This is a genomic window from Luteimonas sp. TWI662, from assembly GCF_039673825.1.
Lineage (GTDB): Bacteria > Pseudomonadota > Gammaproteobacteria > Xanthomonadales > Xanthomonadaceae > Luteimonas.
Genome location: NZ_JBDJMI010000003.1, coordinates 177,664 through 195,435, shown reverse-complemented (window position 1 = coordinate 195,435; position 17,772 = coordinate 177,664). Strand labels below are relative to the sequence as shown.

At 68.2% G+C, this 17,772-nt stretch carries 10 protein-coding genes; 7 read left to right on the top strand and 3 right to left on the bottom strand.

Translation table 11 applies throughout. From position 1 onward, the window contains the following. The first annotated feature begins 122 nt into the window (after positions 1-122). The 3 genes from ABE488_RS04420 (at position 123) to ABE488_RS04410 (ending at position 10,283) form a co-directional block, all read left to right on the top strand. Positions 123-2,900, top strand: coding sequence for a TonB-dependent receptor (locus tag ABE488_RS04420; protein WP_346447297.1), 2,778 nt, complete (start codon positions 123-125; stop codon positions 2,898-2,900). A gap of 264 nt (positions 2,901-3,164) precedes the next feature. Further along, positions 3,165-6,299, top strand: a complete 3,135-nt coding sequence (locus ABE488_RS04415; protein WP_346447296.1) for a TonB-dependent receptor — start codon at positions 3,165-3,167, stop codon at positions 6,297-6,299. Between the two features lie 174 nt (positions 6,300-6,473). Next, positions 6,474-10,283: a LamG-like jellyroll fold domain-containing protein gene (locus ABE488_RS04410; RefSeq protein WP_346447295.1), complete on the top strand. Its 3,810-nt coding sequence runs from the start codon at positions 6,474-6,476 to the stop codon at positions 10,281-10,283. Between the two features lie 52 nt (positions 10,284-10,335). Here the strand turns inward: ABE488_RS04410 and ABE488_RS04405 are convergent, their stop codons facing one another. Both ABE488_RS04405 and ABE488_RS04400 read right to left on the bottom strand, forming a co-directional pair. Next, a complete protein-coding gene (locus ABE488_RS04405) occupies positions 10,336-11,931 on the bottom strand; it encodes a carboxylesterase/lipase family protein (protein ID WP_346447294.1) in 1,596 nt (531 codons plus the stop codon). After that, positions 11,928-12,887, bottom strand: coding sequence for an alpha/beta hydrolase (locus ABE488_RS04400; RefSeq protein ID WP_346447293.1), 960 nt, complete (start codon positions 12,885-12,887; stop codon positions 11,928-11,930). Before ABE488_RS04400 ends, ABE488_RS04405 begins: the two co-directional genes overlap by 4 nt. A 199-nt stretch (positions 12,888-13,086) precedes the next feature. On the opposite strand from ABE488_RS04400, the gene ABE488_RS04395 reads away from it, so the two are divergent. Genes ABE488_RS04395 through ABE488_RS04380 form a run of 4 tightly spaced genes read left to right on the top strand, consistent with a single transcriptional unit; the run spans position 13,087 to position 16,691 of the window. Then, the gene (locus ABE488_RS04395; protein ID WP_346447313.1) at positions 13,087-13,878 is read left to right on the top strand and encodes a 2-keto-4-pentenoate hydratase; all 792 of its coding nucleotides are present in this window, start codon (positions 13,087-13,089) and stop codon (positions 13,876-13,878) included. Next, positions 13,875-14,867: a TRAP transporter substrate-binding protein gene (locus tag ABE488_RS04390; RefSeq protein WP_346447292.1), complete on the top strand. Its 993-nt coding sequence runs from the start codon at positions 13,875-13,877 to the stop codon at positions 14,865-14,867. The genes ABE488_RS04395 and ABE488_RS04390 overlap by 4 nt, the downstream gene beginning before the upstream one ends. Before the next feature lie 17 nt (positions 14,868-14,884). Beyond that, positions 14,885-15,403: a TRAP transporter small permease gene (locus ABE488_RS04385; RefSeq protein WP_346441649.1), complete on the top strand. Its 519-nt coding sequence runs from the start codon at positions 14,885-14,887 to the stop codon at positions 15,401-15,403. Position 15,404: 1 nt separating this feature from the next. After that, on the top strand, positions 15,405-16,691 hold the full coding sequence (locus ABE488_RS04380) for a TRAP transporter large permease (RefSeq protein WP_346447291.1): 1,287 nt from the start codon (positions 15,405-15,407) through the stop codon (positions 16,689-16,691). Positions 16,692-16,768: 77 nt separating this feature from the next. Here the strand turns inward: ABE488_RS04380 and ABE488_RS04375 are convergent, their stop codons facing one another. Next, positions 16,769-17,638 (bottom strand): methylglyoxal synthase, encoded by an 870-nt coding sequence (locus ABE488_RS04375; protein WP_346447290.1) that lies wholly within the window; start codon positions 17,636-17,638, stop codon positions 16,769-16,771. Positions 17,639-17,772 lie beyond the last annotated feature (134 nt).

The following is a 17,772-nucleotide window of genomic DNA, read 5'->3' as shown; positions in this document are numbered from 1 at the left end:
CTGACAGTGTTCTGATAGCGTTTGGCCCGCGGTGTCATTTGGGCGCCGTCACCACATTAGCAAGCGCGACGATGCAGTCAAGCCGCGCCACACCATGCACCGGGCACCCTGGGAGGGGACGTATGAGGCAGTGGGTCGATTCAAAAAAGACACCGGTTACCTTGTTGGCGACCGGCATCGCGCTGGCGCTCCAGGCGGCCGCTTTCCCGGTGCTCGCGCAGCAGGCCACCGGTACTGACGATCAGGCCGCCGAACTCGATACGGTGCGGGTGGTCGGCTACCGCGCAAGCGTGGAAAAGGCGCTCGACATCAAGCGCGGCGAGGCCGGCGTGGTCGATGCGATCGTCGCCGAGGACATCGGCAAGTTCCCGGATCTCAATCTCGCCGAATCGCTGCAGCGCATTCCCGGTGTGGTGATTGCGCGTGACGCGGGCGAAGGCCGACAGATCACCGTGCGCGGGCTGGGCCCTGACTTCACGCGCGTGCGCATCAATGGCATGGAAGCGCTGACGACCGTCGGCGGATCCGACCAGAGCGGCGGCGCCAACCGTGGACGCGGCTTCGACTTCAACGTGTTCGCCTCCGATCTGTTCTCGCAGCTGATCGTGCGCAAGACCGCGTCGGCGGACGTGGAAGAGGGCTCACTCGGTGCGACGGTCGACTTGCGTACCGCGCGCCCTTTCGACTACGACGGCCTCACCGTCGTCGCCAGCGGTCAGGCGAGCTACAGCGACATGGCGGCGAAGGCCGACCCGCGGGTCGCCGGCCTGATCGCCAATACCTGGGCCGACGGTCGTTTCGGCGCCTTGCTTTCGGTCGCTTATAGCGAGCGTCAGACGCTGGAGGAAGGCAGTGGCACCGGACGCTGGGCCAACGGGCCGAGCAATGGCGGCTTCAATGGATGTCCCACGGCGACGAATCCGATCAACACCTCGCCGTTCCCGGACGCGTGTCGAAGCGACGTCTATCATCCGCGCTTCCCGCGTTACACCTTGATGGAGCACGACCAGAAGCGCACCGGCGTGACGGCGTCGCTGCAGTTCAAACCCACCGATCGCCTGGAGTTCGCGCTCGATGGCCTGTACTCGCAGATTGACGCTGTGCGCGACGAAAAGTACATCGAGGCAATCTCGTTCAGTCGCAGCCGTGCTGGCAAGCCGCAGACGATCGTTCGCGACGGCGTCGTCGATGACCGCGGCGCGCTGATCTACGGTCAGTTCGACAATGTCGACATCCGTTCCGAGAGCCGCCACGACGAATGGAATACTGTCTTCACTCAGCTCACCTTGGACGGCAAGTTCGCCGTCACCGACGACTTCACGCTGTCGGGAAGGATCGGAACGTCGAAATCCGAACATGAGAATCCGATCCAGACCACCATCATCATGGACAAGCTTGATGTCGACGGGTACAGCTACGACTACCGCGGCAATCCCTACCGGCCGGTGCTGAGCTACGGCATTGATCCGCTCGATCCCGCCGGCTGGACGCTCGCCGAAATACGCCTGCGGCCGCAGTACGTCGAGAACAAGTTCGACAACGCGCAGATCGACTTCAACTGGAACATCAGTCCGGGCTTCCGCCTCAAGGGCGGTGTGCAGGCCAAGGACTACACGTTCTCGACTCGCGAACTGCGACGGAAATCAGAAGGCGCCGTTCCGGCGTTCGCCGATGGCAGCCAGATCGTGCCTTCCGATCTCACCAGCACCGGTACTCTGAGCGGCATAGGCGGTTCGCCCGGACGCTGGGTGATCCCCAGCTACGCGCGTATCGCCGACTACTTCGACATCTACAGCGGCCAGGGCACATTCGCGCTGACTGAGCGTGCGGTCAATACACGCAGCGTCGAGGAGCAGGATCGCGGCATTTACTTGCAGGGCGAGTTCTCGACCGATCTGGGCAACATTCCGTTCTCGGGCAACTTCGGCGTGCGTTACGTGCGCACCAAGCAGTCTTCTACTGGCATCGCAACCGCCAGCGGCACCCCGGTCACCTCGACGGTGTCGCGCGAGTACAGCGATACGCTACCGTCGATGAACCTCGTCGCTGAGATCGCGCCGGACTTCCTGATCCGTTTCGGCGCCGCGCGCGTGATGTCGCGGCCCGGCCTGGGTTCGTTGACGCCGGGCGTCACGGTCAACGTCAGTGGTGGTGCGCGTACCGTCAGCGGCGGCAATCCCACGCTCGAGCCGGTGCGCGCCGACACTGCCGATCTGGGCTTCGAATGGTATTTCGACGAAGGCGCGATGCTCGGGCTCGGCCTGTTCTACAAAGACCTCAAAACGACCATTCAACCGTTCCGGGAAGTGCGCAGCTACGCGTCCAGTGGGCTGCCCGCAAGCCTGCTCGAAGGGACGGGGGCGACTGTCAACGACGACTTTGTCTTCAGCGTGCCGCTCAACACGCCTGGCGGTCCGCTCAAGGGCTTCGAGGCGAACTACGTCCAGCCCTTCACGTTCCTGCCGGGCGTGTGGCGCAACTTCGGCGTCCAGCTCAACTACACCTATGTCGACACCGACATCCAGTACGTCACGGCGAGCGGCGCGACCTCGCTGCGTGAGCGTCTGCTCGGCTCGTCGAAGCGCTCCTGGAACGCGACATTGTTCTACGAGGGCGAGAGCTTCTCGGGACGCGTGTCCGCGACCAACCGTGACGACTACCTGATCCTGGTGCCGGGCCAGGAGGCGGGCTTCACCGAGGACGTGCACGGACAGAATGGGACCACGACGATCGATGCGTCGCTGCGCTACCGGATCAGCGATCAGATCGAACTGAGCCTGGAAGGCATCAACCTCACCAACGAGCCCTCGGAAACCTGGATCGGTGCAGCCTCCCGCCTGCCGCTCGACTACAGCCAGACCGGCCGCCAGTACCTGCTGGGTCTGCGCTACAAGTTCTGATCCTGCTGTGCGACAAGACGGGGCGGCCTTCGGGTCGCCCCGTTTTCGTGTCTGCGGACCAGTGGCTTGCAGACGAATAGCGGCACTGTGCTCGATGCGCAGGGCAGGCGCGTTGCACGCATCCGACGTCCTGCTTGTTGCGCTGCAAGATGCACCGCCCGTGTCGGCGCTGTTACCGTTCCGGCCCGAATGACCAGCGGTGTCATTTCGGGGGCGGTGATGGTCCATCTGCTCGACGCGCGACACAGGGGGAGGAGCCCGACCATGCAAGACACGACCGATCGCTTGAAGACACCGGTTTCCATGCTCGCGGCCGGGATCGCCTTCGTACTGGCTTCGCCGGTCTTCGCGCAGCAGGCAGAAGGCCCGACTCACGTGTCCGACATGGCGGCGGTCACGGTCACCGGCTATCGCGAAAGCCTGCAGAAGTCGCTCGACGAGAAGCGCTACAGCATCGAGCAGGTCGATGCGATCTTCGCCGAGGACATCGGCAAGTTCCCCGACCAGAATCTGGCCGAGTCGCTGCAGCGCGTGGCCGGCATCTCGATCGATCGCGAGGGCGGCGAGGGCCAGCGGATCTCCGTGCGCGGTCTGGGCTCGGACTTCACCCGCGTGCGCCTCAATGGCCTGGAAGCGCTGGCGACAGCCGGCAGCGGCAGCGCGGGCGTCAACCGCTCGCGCGGTTTCGACTTCAACACCTTCGCCTCCGAGCTCTTCAGCCAGGTCAAGGTCAACAAGACCCAGTCGGCGCAGATGGACGAAGGCTCGCTGGGGTCGACGGTCGACCTGCGCGGCTCGCGCCCCTTCGATTTCGACGGGTTCCGCGCCTCGGCCAGCGGCCAGCTGGGCTACAACCAGCTGTCGGAGGAAAGCGACCCGCGCGTGTCGGGCCTGATCAGCAACACCTGGGCCGACGGCCGGGTCGGCGCGTTGCTGTCGGCATCCTACAGCGAGCGTTCGATCTTCGAGGAAGGCTACAACCCGGTGCGCTGGGAGCACGGCAACCACCGCAATGCCAACCAGTCCAACGCCAACAACAACGGCACCTACGGCTTCTGTTCGCCCGTGGGCTACGACCCGCAGACCCCACGCAATCCCGCGTCCGGCGAGCTGGGCAATCCGAAAAGCAATAACGGCTATGGCACCTGGGGCATCGACGCGGCCCATTGCGGTACCGGGCTGCCGCGGCCGGAAGGCTCGCAGGCGAACATCGACGCCTACGAGACCGCGACCAACGCTTGGATTCCCCGCTACCCGCGCTATATCCGCACCAAGCACGAGATCGAGCGCCTGGGCGTCACCGGCGCGTTTCAGTTCCGAATCAGCGACGACACCCTGCTGAGCTTCGATGCGATGTACGCCAAGCTCGACAAGGACCAGCGCGAGGATTCGCTCGGCGCCAATCTGCACCGCGCGGCCAATCTCGGCGGCAAGACCCAGATCATCGTGCGCGAGGCCCAGGTCGATGAGCGCAATCGTCTGGTCTACGGCGTGTTCGACAATGTCGACTTCCGTACCGAGTCGAGCCAGATCGAGGAATCGACCGAGTTCAAGCAGTTCAGCCTGCAGCTCGAGCACCGCTTCAACGACGCCGTCCGCCTGGACGCCACGCTCGGCCATTCAGTGTCCGACTATGCGCGGCCGGTGTTCTCGATGGTCAGCTTCGACAACGCCAATCTCGACGGTTTCGTGCTGGACATGCGCGGCGATCCGCGGATGCCCAGCATGACCTTCCCGTTCGACACCAGCAGCGCCGATGCCTGGTCGTGGCTGGGCTACGGCGCTGTGCCGGTGAACGCCAACGGCACTGCGCGCGGCGCCAACATCAGCGAGGTGCGGCTCAACCCGAGCTACGTGAAGAACGCCTTCGATACCGCCAAGGTGGACCTGGCCGTCGACGTCACGCCGAGCCTGACCTTCCGCACCGGCCTGGCATGGAAGGACTACGAGATGCGCAGCCAGGAATATCGCCACATCAGTTACGGACGTCTGCCGCAGGCGCTGCCGGCCGGGGTGACGCTGGGCGATCTGAGCACCACGCTCGACGGCTTCGGCAAGAATCTCTCCGGCAACATGCCGGCCTCGTGGCTGATCCCGGATTTCGATCGCATCGCCGATCTACTCGATATCTACAGCAATGCCGACAATGGTGTGCCCGGCGGCGACTTCCGGCTCGCCGGCATCGGCCATTTCGGTGCCTCGAACAACAACTTCGAGGTCACCGAGCGCAGCATGGCGGTCTACGGCCAGCTCGATTTCAACACCGACCTGCTCGAGCGCGCGCTGCGCGGCAATGTCGGTGTGCGCGTGGTCCGGACCCAGATCGACGCCTCGGGCTGGGCGCCGTGCCCGGCGGGCGGCGAAGCCAACTGCGAACGTTTCTTCGGCGTCGCCAGCGCGACCGCCGATGCCGGCGAGCGTCTGCTGGTGGGGACGACGGTCGGCCACAGCTACACCGACGTGCTGCCGTCGCTGAACCTGTCGTGGGACGTGGCCGAGAACGTCGTGCTGCGCTTGGGCGCCGCCAAGACCATGGCCAGGCCGACCTTGACCTATATGTCGCCCAGCGTCAGCGGCGGGCCGACGAATTTCTTCGACGATGGGCGGGTGTTCTCGATCAACCTCGGCAATCCCAAGCTCGATCCGTTCCGCTCGACCAACTACGACCTCAGCGCCGAGTGGTACTTTGCCGAAGGGGGCCTGCTGTCGGCGGCGGTGTTCTACAAGGACATCGACAGTTACGTGCAGCGCACCCGCCTGCTGAGCACGTGGGCCGACCTGGGCTACGCCCTCGAGCTGCTGCCGCCGGGCTTCACGCCCGAGACCATCTTCAACGTGCAGAGCTACTACAACACGCCGGGTGGCCCGCTGAAGGGCTGGGAGCTGACCTACCAGCAGCCGTTCTCGTTCCTGCCCGGGTTCTGGCGCAACTTCGGCGTGCAGATGAACTACACCCACGTCGATTCGGACATCGAGTACCTGTTCAGCACCGCGGCCAACAGCAATGCCGCGGTGGTGACCCAGGTGACCGAGAACCAGTTGGTCAACCTCTCGCCCAACTCGTACAACGCCACGCTGTACTACGACGACGGCCGCTTCAGCGCGCGCATATCCACCAGCTACCGCGACGGCTACATCGGCGAGGTGCTCAGCCGCGAGAACGTCTGGGACCTGGACGGCAACCAGCTCGCCACGGCCGATGTGACTGGCAAGCACAGCGTGCGCAACGTCGACTTCAACATGGCCTACCGCGTCAACGACAAGCTCAGCCTGACGTTCGAGGCGATCAACCTGCTCGACACCGCCGACCGGCGCTATGTCGATTCGGACCTGATGCTGCCCGACCGCTACACGGTGACCGGGCGGCAGTACTACGTCGGTGCCCGTTATCGCTTCTGAACCGACCCTGCGCCGGGCGCGAGGGTGCGTTCGCCGCTGGCCTTGCGCGCCACTGCGGCGCGAGGCACTGCCTGCCTGGTGCGGGCGTGCGGCCGGGGCGGCATCGTCCGACAATCCGTCCACGTGCCGGCTGCGGCCGGCGCATCTGTCGAGGGAGGCAACCGCTTGAACCCGATGTCGATCCGAGTCATCGCCGCCGCGTGTGCGTTGGCCCTGTCCGCCGCCGCACATGCGCAGGCGCCCAGGCTGCTGTTCCATGTCTCGGCCGATGCAGGGCTGGTGGCCGACGTCGCTGCCGGTGATCCGGTCCCCAACTTCCAGGACAAGGTGCGCCTGGTCGAGGACGGCGTGCGCGGCAGTGCGATTACCTGGGACGACGATGGCGTGCTGTCGTGGGACGCGCCGGGCAACATCGACGCGCAGCGCGGCACGCTGAGCTTCTTCTGGCGCGCGCGCGATCCGGTCGGTGAGGCACCGTTCGTGATCTTCCGCGTCGGCTATGCCGACCATTCGAGCTGGGACATGGCCTGGTTGCGCATCGACTGGAACGGACACGGCTTCGACGCGTTCGTGACCGATACCAACCTGGCACGTTCGCGGGTGTCGTTCCGCATGGACACGCCCCCGGCCGCCGACGCCTGGACCCACATCGCCTTCGGCTGGGACGAGACGCTCGGCGTGCGCCTGTATGTGGACGGCCATGAGGTCGCACGCGAAGACCGGCCGGCGAACGCCCAGGCCGGCTTCGACTACGACGCCGGTCTCGACCAGTTTGGCTTGGCAGCGCGCGTGCTCGCGCCGCACCAGGTGCAGAGCCGCTACAACTTCCTGCGCGGCAGCGATTTCGACGACATCCGCATCCACGACCGCATGCTCGATGCGGCCGCGGTCCAGGCCGTGCGCGCGTTCGCGACGCCGACCACATCGGTCTCGCCCGTTGACCGCCATGCGGCGTGGTTGTTCCGGCACGGCTGGCAGAACGGGGTGGCGCCGCCGCTGCTCGACGCGCCGACCACGTCGATCCGCAAAGTCGAGTTCGCCGATACCCGCGATCTCAAACAGTGGATGTGGAAGGCCACCGACGGCATCGCCGAGACCACCTGGCCCGGTGTCTACAACCGCTCGCGGCTGCGCGGGCGTGACGACTACTTCCAACTGCCGGACTGGAACACCTATGTCGAGGGTGGCCGGGCGCTCGACCTGACCCTGCCCGACGAGCCGGTCAACCGGGTCGAGATCCGCGGTGCCGCCTACGGCCGTGTGCTGGCCGGCGACAATGTGGACAGCCTGCAGCCGCTGTTCGAACGGCCGCAGGGCATCGTGCGCAGCGTCGACGACCTTCCGCTGCGCCGCGGCGGGCACCTGCGGTTCGAGAACGTCGCCCAGGAGACGCCGATCCAGGAAATCTGGGCCTATCGCGTCGAGGCCGCCGACGAGCCGGCAGGCTCGGTGCGGCAGGTCTACACGGTGCGCAGCGACGCCGAGGTCGACTACACCAATCTCGCCGATCTGCGCGGCGACATCGAGGGCCGGTTCGCGCCGGAGGAACGCAGTACCGTCATCGCGCTGCCCGGTCGGGCGGCGTATCGCAGGCGCGCGCCGGCGTCGGCCGATGCGCCTCGGCAACCGGTGGTGCATGTGCTGATTCCCTCGGGCATCGGCGATGCGCCGGCCGCGCAGCCATTGATCCGCAGCTGGGCGCACAGCTGGGAGAACATGTACGACGGCCTGGACGGCATCGCGATCGACCTGCCTGCGCTCGACCTGCCGGCCACGCATACCGCCGACGGCACCGGGGCGATTCCGCTCAACATCCGCGTCAAGGATCCGATCTGGCCGGCGCGCGACATGATCGACGTCTCGGTCTCGGTGCGTCCGGGCCAGGCGCGCACGCTGTTTCTGGACTTGCGCGACCGCATCCTCAGCGACGACAGCCTGTGGATCAGCATCGCCTCGGCAGCGCCGGGCTTCGACGCCGCCGCGCTCGATGGCGCGCAGATCCGCATGGTCTACAAACCGCGCGCCGAGGCGCTGGTCGAGCATGTCGCCGACCGCTTCAACCAGGTACGCGACAACTGGGGGTTCCTGGTCGAGGAGCACACCACCTCCAAGCGCCAGCGGCTCTACGCGCGCGCCTATGCCGACATCAGCGACTTGCTGCGGGTCGATCCCGACCACGCGCTGGGCCGGTTGTACTGGAACTACATGAGCTACAACAGCCAGGGCCGGCCACCGTTCGTGCAGCCCGAGCCGCCGGCCGGCGTGCCGCTGTGGGCGTTCCGCCAGCTCGAGGACCTCAAGGCGGTCCGGCGTTTCGTCGAATGGTGGATCGATGAACGCCAGGTCGCCTTCGGCGACTTCGGCGGCGGCATCTCCGACGACAGCGACCTGTCCCAGCAGTGGCCGGGGCTGGCGTTGATGGGCGTGATGCCCGACAAGATCAACGCCTCGATCACCGCCCTGGCCGACGCGGCCTATGCCAACGGCATGTTCGCCGGCGGGCTGTCGACGATCGAGACCGACGAGCTGCATGCCTACGAGGAAGGCATCAACACCAACAGCGCGATGGCACTGCTCAACTGGGGCGATCCGCTGACGATGACCCGGCTGATGGACACGGTGCGCGACCTCGACGAGAAGATCGTGCTGCGCAACCCGCAAGGGCATCGGCTGTTCTCGAGCAACTGGTTCGGCGGGCGCAAGGTCTATCGGGAACCGCGCTGGCAGTGGCAGAAGCCGTACTCGTTCCCGGTGCTGCACCCGGCCTTCGTGCTCGGCGTGTTCAATGCCGACCCGACCAGCCGATCGATGATCACCGAGCTGGCCGATGGCTATCTGGCGCACGCCTACACCGACGAGGCGGGCGCCTGGCAGTTGCCCAACGAGATTCACTGGGCGACTGGCGAGCGACGCGGTGGCGACCTGTTCGACGGCTCTGGCGGCGCCGATACCCTGCACCTGTACTGGGCGGCGTGGCGATGGACCGGGGATGCGAAGTACCTGCGTCCGCTGCAGTACCGAGTGGACCGCAGCGGCCCGGCCGGTCTGTCGAACCTGGCGGAGAACTATGTCGACGCGCTCGACCGGCGCGCGGACTGGGGGCAGCGCCTGCAGCAATCGGCCGACAGCGGCGAGACCGGCGTGCAGAGCGTGTTCGCCTGGCAGCAGACCGGCGACAAGCGCTATCTCGAGGCGCTGCATGCCGACGGTATCCAGGCCAAGGCGCAGCGCGAATACATGAACACCGAAGGCCACTGGTGGTCGGATCGGGTCGAGGCGCCGAGCGAGTTCCTGCAACGCGCGCGGCTGGGCGGACTCGCGCTCAAGCGCAATACGACCTACCCCGGGCACACGGTGAGCTGGCGCTTCGCCGACGACGCGCAGGCGGAAACTGTCGCGTTGCTGGTGTCCGCGCTTTCGCGCGAACGCTTCAAGGTCGTCGCGTACAACACCGGCACGCGCACCGCGCACGCGACGATGACCGGCTGGAACGTCGCCCCTGGGCGCTGGCGGATGGTCAGCGGCGTGGACCGCACTGGCGACGAGAGCATCGACGGCCGCGCGCACATCCGTGAGGTCCGGCTCGAATCGAGTGCGTCGGTCGACCTGGCGTTCGCGGCCGGCCAGACCCAGGTGTTCGAGTTCGAGCGCATCGAGGCCGGCATGCCGGTGGAAACGCGTCCGGACATCGGCATCGGCCGCGGCGATGTGCGCGTGGTCGACGGGGCGGTCGAGGCAACCGTGCACAGTCTCGGTCATGCCGACGCGCCGGCCGGCGTGGCCATTCTTGAAACGGCGGATGGGCAGGAACTCGCACGTGCGGACCTACCGCCGCTCGCCGCGCCGCGCGACCTGCGTCCGCGCACGGCCACTGTGCGCCTGCAGCCGCCGGGTCGCCTGCCCGACGGCGCGCGCGTGCGGATCGCCTTGCCCGGCGATGCCGAAGAAGTCACGCGGCTGAACAACGTCGCGCCGGTGCGCTGAGGCACGTTCGGCAGGTGCGGGCGTCCGGCGCTGGGCCGGGCGCCCGGTCGGGTTACTGCGTGCCGCGCTGCACGAACGGCGCCTGGCGGTAGAGCCGGCGCTCGCCGCCGCGCGGGTCGTCTTCGAGCCGCGAGGGCGCGTCGAAGACCATCGTCTCGCGGCGGTCCAGGCCGTACGGCGCCCAGTGCGTCAGGCCGGCGTGGTTCGGGTCCCCCGAACGCGCGAACGCGAGCAGGGCGCCCTGCATCGCCGCTGCCATGTCGCGCGCGCGCGCATCGTCGCCGGCGCGGCTGCCGGCACCGGCAACGGTGCCGAACACCAGCGGGATGTCGAGGCCGTGGAGGGCGCGCAACCGCTCGCCGCCGTGCGGATACCAGTCGAGCTGATAGGCCCAGGTGTTGCGGCCCTGTGCGGCGCGCACTTCCAGTTCTTCGACTGCACCGCGCCACGAGCGGCCGGCGGTGGTGGCGGCGAAGAACACCTCCGACGGTGTGTAGTCGGGATACATGCGGCGGTACTCGGCGATCACCACCGCCGGGTCGAGGTCGACGAACTGCTGCGTGCGCAACCGCGCCGGCAGCGCGTCCCAGTCCAGGCTGAAGTTGTCCGGATCGTGCCCGAGGAAGGCGCGCGTTTCGTCGCGCGTATTGCCGATCACCATCGGGATCTGCGCCGATTGCGGGGGTGCGTCAGGCCAGAAGGGATGGCGCGGCAACGTCACGGTGTCCACGACCGGGCCGAAGTACAGGCTGCTGTCCTCGACCCGCGAGGGATCACGGGTGCGCTGCGCGTCGAGCAGGGCCTGCATCGGCATCGTGCGCAATCTTTCGACGTCCGTCGGCGCCACGCCCAGCGCGTCGAGGTACAGCCGCGCGCGCTGGTCGGCGGCGCGCGGGCCGGCCGCGGTGACCTGCTGCCCGCTCATCGTCCAGGCCCGGTGGAACAGCCCGCGCGCGGCCGGCATCGCCATCAGCGTGGCGATCTTCGCGCCGCCGCCGGACTGGCCGAACAGCGTCACGTTGCCGGCGTCGCCGCCGAACTCGTCGGCGTGCGCGGCGATCCATTGCAGCGCCTGCACCAGATCGAGTTGCCCGACATTGCCCGACCGCGCCAGCGCCGGGCCGCCGAGCTCGCGCAGCGCCAGGTACCCGAATGCGTTCAAACGATGGTTCAAGGTGACGACCACGACGTCGCCGCGGCGGCACAACGACCCGCCGTCGTAGAGCGGATCGCTGCCCGATCCGGTCGAAAACGCGCCGCCGTGGATGTAGACCAGGATCGGTCGGCGCGCACCATCGCGCAGCCCGGGCGTCCAGACGTTGAGGAACAGGCAGTCCTCGCTGCCCGGGCCTTCGCCGCCGCGTTGCGGCGCGGACGCGCCGTAGGCCAGTGCGTCGTGCACGCCGCGCCAGGCCGGCGCGGGCGCGGCGGGCATGAACCGGCGCGGCGCGGTGTCGGCGCCGTAGTGCACGCCGCGGAAGACGTGCACGCCGTCCTCGATCGCGCCGCCGAGGCGGCCGCCGGCCACGCGCGCGAGGCTGGTACGGGGCGCGGCGGCGAATGCCGCGGGCAGGGCGGCAAGCGCGCCGGCAAAGGCGCCGGCTTGGAGCAGGCGGCGGCGGTGGAGGTCGGTCGGCGTGTCGGTCATGGGCGTGGAGGCAGGCTGTCGATCCAGTCGAGGGCGAGGTGCGGCCAGCGCGCCAACGGGCCGTGCGCATCGCGCACGCCAAAGCCGTGGCCGCCGGTGGGGAAGACGTGCAGCGAGGCCGGCACACCGGCGACGAGAGCGGCGGCGTGCATTGCCAGCGCGTTGCCGACCGGCACCGCGGGGTCGTCCTGTGCGTGCAGCAGGAACAGGGGCGGCGTGCGTGCGTCGACATCGCGCTCGGGCGACAGTCGCGCCAATGCGCGCTCGGCCGGCGTGTCGCTCGCGGCCACCAGGCGGTCGCGCGACCCGGCGTGCGCGAGGCCGTCGCGCATCGAAATCACCGGATAGATCAGCAGTGCGAAGTCCGGGCGCGCGTCCACGAGGTCGATCGCGTCGACCGGCACGTAGGCCGGCGCTGGATGGGTCGCCAGCCGGGCGGCGACATGCCCCCCGGCCGAGAACCCCATCACGCCGATGCGGGCCGGGTCGATGCCGTGGTCGCGGGCGCGGGCGCGAATGATCCGCAACGCGCGCTGGGCATCGGCGAGCGGGGCGTCGGCGCCTTCGGCATGCCGCCGGTCGGGCAAGCGGTAATGCAGCACGAACAGCGTGACGCCGCCGATGTCCACGAAGGCGGGCACCAAGGCCGAGCCCTCTTTGTCGAGCACGACGCGGGCATAGCCGCCACCGGGCACGACCAGCAGCGCCGCGCCATTGGGCTGCGCAGGCACATGCACCGCCAGATAGGGCCGACGTACATCCTCGATGATGCGATCGGGGCGCGTCGGATCCCGGCTGCGCTCGGTGACCCGGTCGCCGCCGTCCGACGCGCCGGCGGCCGGCCACAGGTCGATGCGTTCCTTCTCTGCAATCGGGGCGGCCTGCACGGCGCCGAGGCCGGCGGCGCCGAATAGCAGCAGCGCACAAGACAGCGGGCGGATGGATCTACGCAGCATGGCGAGTATTCCGACGATACGTGTGGCGTGCGACGACTTTTGCCGCACTGCACATTGAAGATGACACCGGTTTACCATACAAGACATTCCCAGCGTCCGCGATCTGCGGCGCAGCAACGACCAGGTCAGGAGATCGAGTTTGAACAACGGCACCGCGCATCCGACCGCGCAGGACGCTCCTGCGGACCCGACTCGGGGCATCGTCGATGCCTTCGGGCACGCGCGCCGCAATGGCGCCGCGCTTGCCGACTTCCCAGGGGTCATTCCCGACACGCTGGTCGCCGCCTATGCCGTGCAGGACGCCGCGATCGCGGCCTGGCCCGATGCCGTCGTCGGCTGGAAGGTCGGCTATATCGCGGCCGAGCGGCGTGACGTCTCGGGCGATGACCGCCTGCTCGGCCCGATCTTCCGGCGCAATCTGCAGCAGGCCGGGCCGGGCACGCGCATCGCGGTGTTCGCCGGCGGCTTCGGTGCGATCGAGGCCGAGTACGTGCTGCGGCTGGACGCCGACGCGCCCGCCGACAAGCTCGATTGGAGCCCGGACGAAGCGGCCGCGCATCCGGCCACGCTGTTCATCGGGCTGGAGGTGGCCAGCAGCCCGCTGGCGACCATCAATGTGCTCGGCCCGCGCGTGGTGATCTCCGATTTCGGCAACAACAACGGCCTGGTCGTCGGCGGCGAGATCGCCGACTGGACTGGCCTGGACGAAGCACGCCTGCGGGTGGAGAGTCGTATCGACGGCGACGTTGTGGGCAGTGGCGGGGCGACCACGCTGCCCGGCGGTCTGCGTGCGGCCTTCGCGTTCGCGTTGGCGCGTTCGGCGCGGCGCGGCCGCCCGCTGCGCCGCGGTGAGCTGATCGCGACCGGCAATGCCACCGGTATCCACGACATCGCGCCCGGCCAGCGCGCCGACGTGATCTTCGACGGCCACGGCACGATCGCCGTCGAGGTGGAGGCCGCCGCGCCCCTGACGCCCGGGACGGTCGCATGACCTCGCGTCGGCGCTTTCTGGCCGGGCTCGGCGCGGTATGCGCCGCGCCCTTGCTGCCCGCGGCCTTGCGTGCCGACGACGGCGCAACCGTGCTGACCGCCACCGACGTGCACGTCGCCGGCTATCCGACGGTCGAGGCGGTGAAGTGGATCGGCGACACGCTCGAACGCGAGACCGGTGGCCGCGTGCGGCTGCGCCAGTATCACTCCGGCCAGCTCGGCCGTGAGGCCGAAGCGATCGACATGGCGCGCTTCGGCGCGATCGACATGACCCGCGTCTACGCCGGTGCGCTCAACAACGCCTTCCCGCTGACCACTGCGCTGTGCCTGCCGTATGCATTCGACTCGGTCGCGCATTTGCGCCATGCGCTGGATGCGGGTGTGGCCCAGATCGTGCTCGACGGCTTCGCCAGCCGCGACCTGGTCGGACTGGCGGTGTATGACAGCGGCGCACGCTGTTTCTACAACACCCGCCACGCGATCCGCACGCCGGGCGATCTGCATGGCCTGAAGCTGCGCGTGGCCTCGTCGGACATGTTCATCGACCTGATGCGGCTGCTCGGCGCCAACCCCACGCCGATGTCGCTCGGCGACACATTCTCGGGCATGGAGACGCACATGATCGACGGCGCGGAGAACAACATGCGCAGCTTCCATTCCAGCCGCCATTTCGAGGCAGCGCGGTTCTGGTCGCAGAGCGAGCACTCCTATGCGCCGGACATCCTGCTGATCTCGCGCCGCTCGCTCGCTGCGCTGGCGCCGGCCGACCGCGATCTGCTGATCGACACCGCCCGCGCCTCGGTGCCGGTGATGCGCCGGCTGTGGGACGCGTCGGAGGAAGCCGCGCGCCAGGCCGTGCGCGATTACGGCATCGCGTTCAACGAGGTCGACATGGACGCGTTCCGTGCGGCAGCTGCGCCGTTGCGCGAACGCTACCTGCGCCAGCCCGAACTCCAGACCCTCTACCGTCGCATCCGCGACTTCGCCTGACACACGGGGACCCCGCGATGTCCGAAGCCTCGACTCTCCCGCCGCTGGGTGCCGCCGGGCGCCTGCTCGAGCGGATCGCCCATCTCGCCATCGCCATCGCCGCTACGGCCCTGTTCGGGCTGGTCGTCGTGCAGGGCTGGCAGGTGTTCGCCCGCTACGTGATCAACGATTCGCCCAGTTGGACCGAGCCGGTCACGCTGCTGCTGCTGAGCACCGCGATGAGCCTGGGCGCGGCCGCCGGCGTGCACACCAACCGGCACTTCGGCTTCTACCTGCTGCACGACCACGTCCGCCCGGCGGTCCGGCGCGGGATCGATCTGCTGGTGCCGCTGGTGATTGTCGCGATCGGCGCGGTCATCGCCTGGTGGGGCGCGCTGCTGCTGCTCGACGGGTTGCACATCAAGGCCGCGGGCGCGGCGATGCCGCAGAGCATCAACTACCTGCCGCTGTCGATCGGCGGCGCGCTGATGGTGGTCTTCGCACTCAACCGATTCGCATTGGCGCTGCGTCCGCGCGTCGAAGAGGAGGTCCGCTGACATGGCGATCGCGATCCTGTTTCTCGTCTTCGCCGCGCTGCTGGTGCTCGGCGTCCCGGTGGCGTTCGCGCTGGCGGCCGCGGCGCTGGCGACGCTGTTGTATCTGGACCTGCCATCGATCGTGCTAGTGCAGCAGATCTCGGCGGGCACCGGCTCGGCCTCGCTGATCGCCATTCCTTTGTTCATCTTCGCCGGCGAGATCATGATGCGTGGCGGCATCTCCGAGCGCTTGATCGCCCTGGCCTCGTCGCTGGTGGGACGCATGCGCGGCGGCCTGGGCCAGGTGTCGATCCTGTCGTCGCTGTTCTTCGGCGGCGTCTCGGGCTCGGCGATCGCCGACGTTTCGGCAGTGGGCGGCACGATGATCCCGCAGATGGTCAAGCGCGGCTACGACCGCGACTTCGCGGTCAACGTCAGCATCACCGCCGCGCTGGTCGCGTTGCTGGTGCCGCCCTCGCACAACCTGATCCTGTTCTCGGCCGCCGCGGGCGGCGGGCTGTCGATCGCCGACCTGTTCGCGGCCGGCATCGTGCCGGCGCTGCTGATGACGCTGGCCTTGATGGTCACCGGCTACCTGGTCGCGCGTCGCCGCGGCTATGGTGTGGAGATCTTCCCCGGCTGGCGTGCGGTGCTGCTGCGCACGGTCTCGGCGCTGCCGGGCCTGGGCCTGGTCGCGCTGATCTTCGTCGGCATCCGCGCCGGCATCTTCACCGCGGTCGAGAGCGCGGCGATCGCGGTGGTCTACGCGTTGCTGGTGACGATCGTGCTGTATCGCCAGTTGCGCGTGCGCGAGTTCATCGAAACGATCACCCATGCCGCGCGCAGCACCGGCGTGATCCTGTTCGTGATCGCGACCGCATCGGTGTTCGGCTGGCTGTTGGCCTATCTCCAGGTGCCCAGCGCCGCCGTGGAGCTCCTGCAATCGTTCGCGCACAGCAAGCTGGCGGTGCTGCTGATGATCGTGCTGATGCTGCTGTTGCTCGGCACGTTCATGGACTTGGCCCCGCTGATCCTGATCTGCACGCCGATCTTCCTGCCGGTGGCGCGCGCCTATGGCATCGACCCGATCCACTTCGGCCTGGTGCTGGTGCTCACCGGTGGCCTGGGTCTGGTCACGCCGCCGGTCGGCTCGGTGCTGTTCATCGGCACCGCGATCGGCAAGATCACGGTGGGCGAGAGCATGCGCACGATCTGGCCGTTCTGGTTCGCAGGCCTGGGCGTGTTGTTGATCGTGACCCTGTTCCCGAGCCTGTCGCTGTGGCTGCCGGCGATGCTGCGCGCCGGCTGAAGGACGCCTTTCGATCGGCCGTCGTCGCGGCCCGGTCCGTTGCGGACACACGGGGCAAAATCGACTCTGACCCCGGTTTAGGGGGTGGCGCGCTTCTCGGCGGCCTGGGCCCAACGCTCGGCGACCTGGGGCGAGGTCAGGCAGGCGACATCGTCGGTGACGGTGGTCACCGCGCGCTCGAGCAACTGGATGTCGGCCTCGTGCTGGCGTGCGACATGCGGATCCTCGAAGAAGATCGCGCGCCGGCACTGCCGGTCGAGCACCAGGTCGGCGATCTGCGCGTCGCCGCCGAGTGGGCCGCTGTTGAACCGCTGCGCCCAAGCCTCGCCGACCGGCCAGCCGCGGCGCCAGGCCAGTTCGTTGAGGCGCTGGCCGGTGGTGCCCGTGGCCACGCGAGTGCGAAAGCGCGAGAGCAGGTCGAAATGGCGGTCGGCGAAGTCGAGCATCTGCGGCTTCATCGCGTCGTGGGCGATCAGCGCGACGGTCTGGGTGTCGAAGGCATGCAGGTCGTCGGCGCCGGGGTCGGGGGGCAGGCCGGCGTGCAGGCGTTCGCACTCGATCCAGTCACGTGCCGAGGCCACCGTCGACAGGAAGGGCTTGCCCTGGATCACGCACTGGCGCTTGAGCGCGACCGCCTCGGGGAAGATCGACGAGGGGTCCACCGGGTCGATCAGGTAGACCACGCCGTCGAGCGTGCGGCCGTCGCCCAGCCCGACGACTTCGGCGACCAGCTTCATCAGGCCGCCCTCGCGGCCGTAGGGGTAACGCTGCATGCGGGCATGACCGTCGAGTGCGCCGTGACGGGTGATCGCATCGAAGGTGCGGCCGACGATATGCAGTGCGATGTCCAGCTCGCGAATGCCCGCGCCACTGGCCTTGAGCCAGCGGAACAAGGCGGCATCACGGTCGGCATGGTGGCGTCGGTTGGCGGCGAGTCCGAGTCGCATCGTATAGGGCGTGGCAGCGGCGGGAGGTGTGCACGCTAGCACGCGCCGCGCGCTGTGCCGCATTGCGGAATGCGTGACGGTGCGCGCTCTGCTACGGTCGCTTGGCCATCGGTGTCATCTTGTCGCGACGTGTT

Bases quoted from the DNA above. Each gene is read 5' to 3' on its own strand.
- ABE488_RS04420 (WP_346447297.1), top strand. From the start codon at position 123: ATGAGGCAGTGGGTCGATTCAAAAAAGACACCGGTTACCTTGTTGGCG.
- ABE488_RS04415 (WP_346447296.1), top strand. From the start codon at position 3,165: ATGCAAGACACGACCGATCGCTTGAAGACACCGGTTTCCATGCTCGCG.
- ABE488_RS04410 (WP_346447295.1), top strand. From the start codon at position 6,474: ATGTCGATCCGAGTCATCGCCGCCGCGTGTGCGTTGGCCCTGTCCGCC.
- ABE488_RS04405 (WP_346447294.1), bottom strand. From the start codon at position 11,931: ATGACCGACACGCCGACCGACCTCCACCGCCGCCGCCTGCTCCAAGCC.
- ABE488_RS04400 (WP_346447293.1), bottom strand. From the start codon at position 12,887: ATGCTGCGTAGATCCATCCGCCCGCTGTCTTGTGCGCTGCTGCTATTC.
- ABE488_RS04390 (WP_346447292.1), top strand. From the start codon at position 13,875: ATGACCTCGCGTCGGCGCTTTCTGGCCGGGCTCGGCGCGGTATGCGCC.
- ABE488_RS04385 (WP_346441649.1), top strand. From the start codon at position 14,885: ATGTCCGAAGCCTCGACTCTCCCGCCGCTGGGTGCCGCCGGGCGCCTG.
- ABE488_RS04380 (WP_346447291.1), top strand. From the start codon at position 15,405: ATGGCGATCGCGATCCTGTTTCTCGTCTTCGCCGCGCTGCTGGTGCTC.
- ABE488_RS04375 (WP_346447290.1), bottom strand. From the start codon at position 17,638: ATGCGACTCGGACTCGCCGCCAACCGACGCCACCATGCCGACCGTGAT.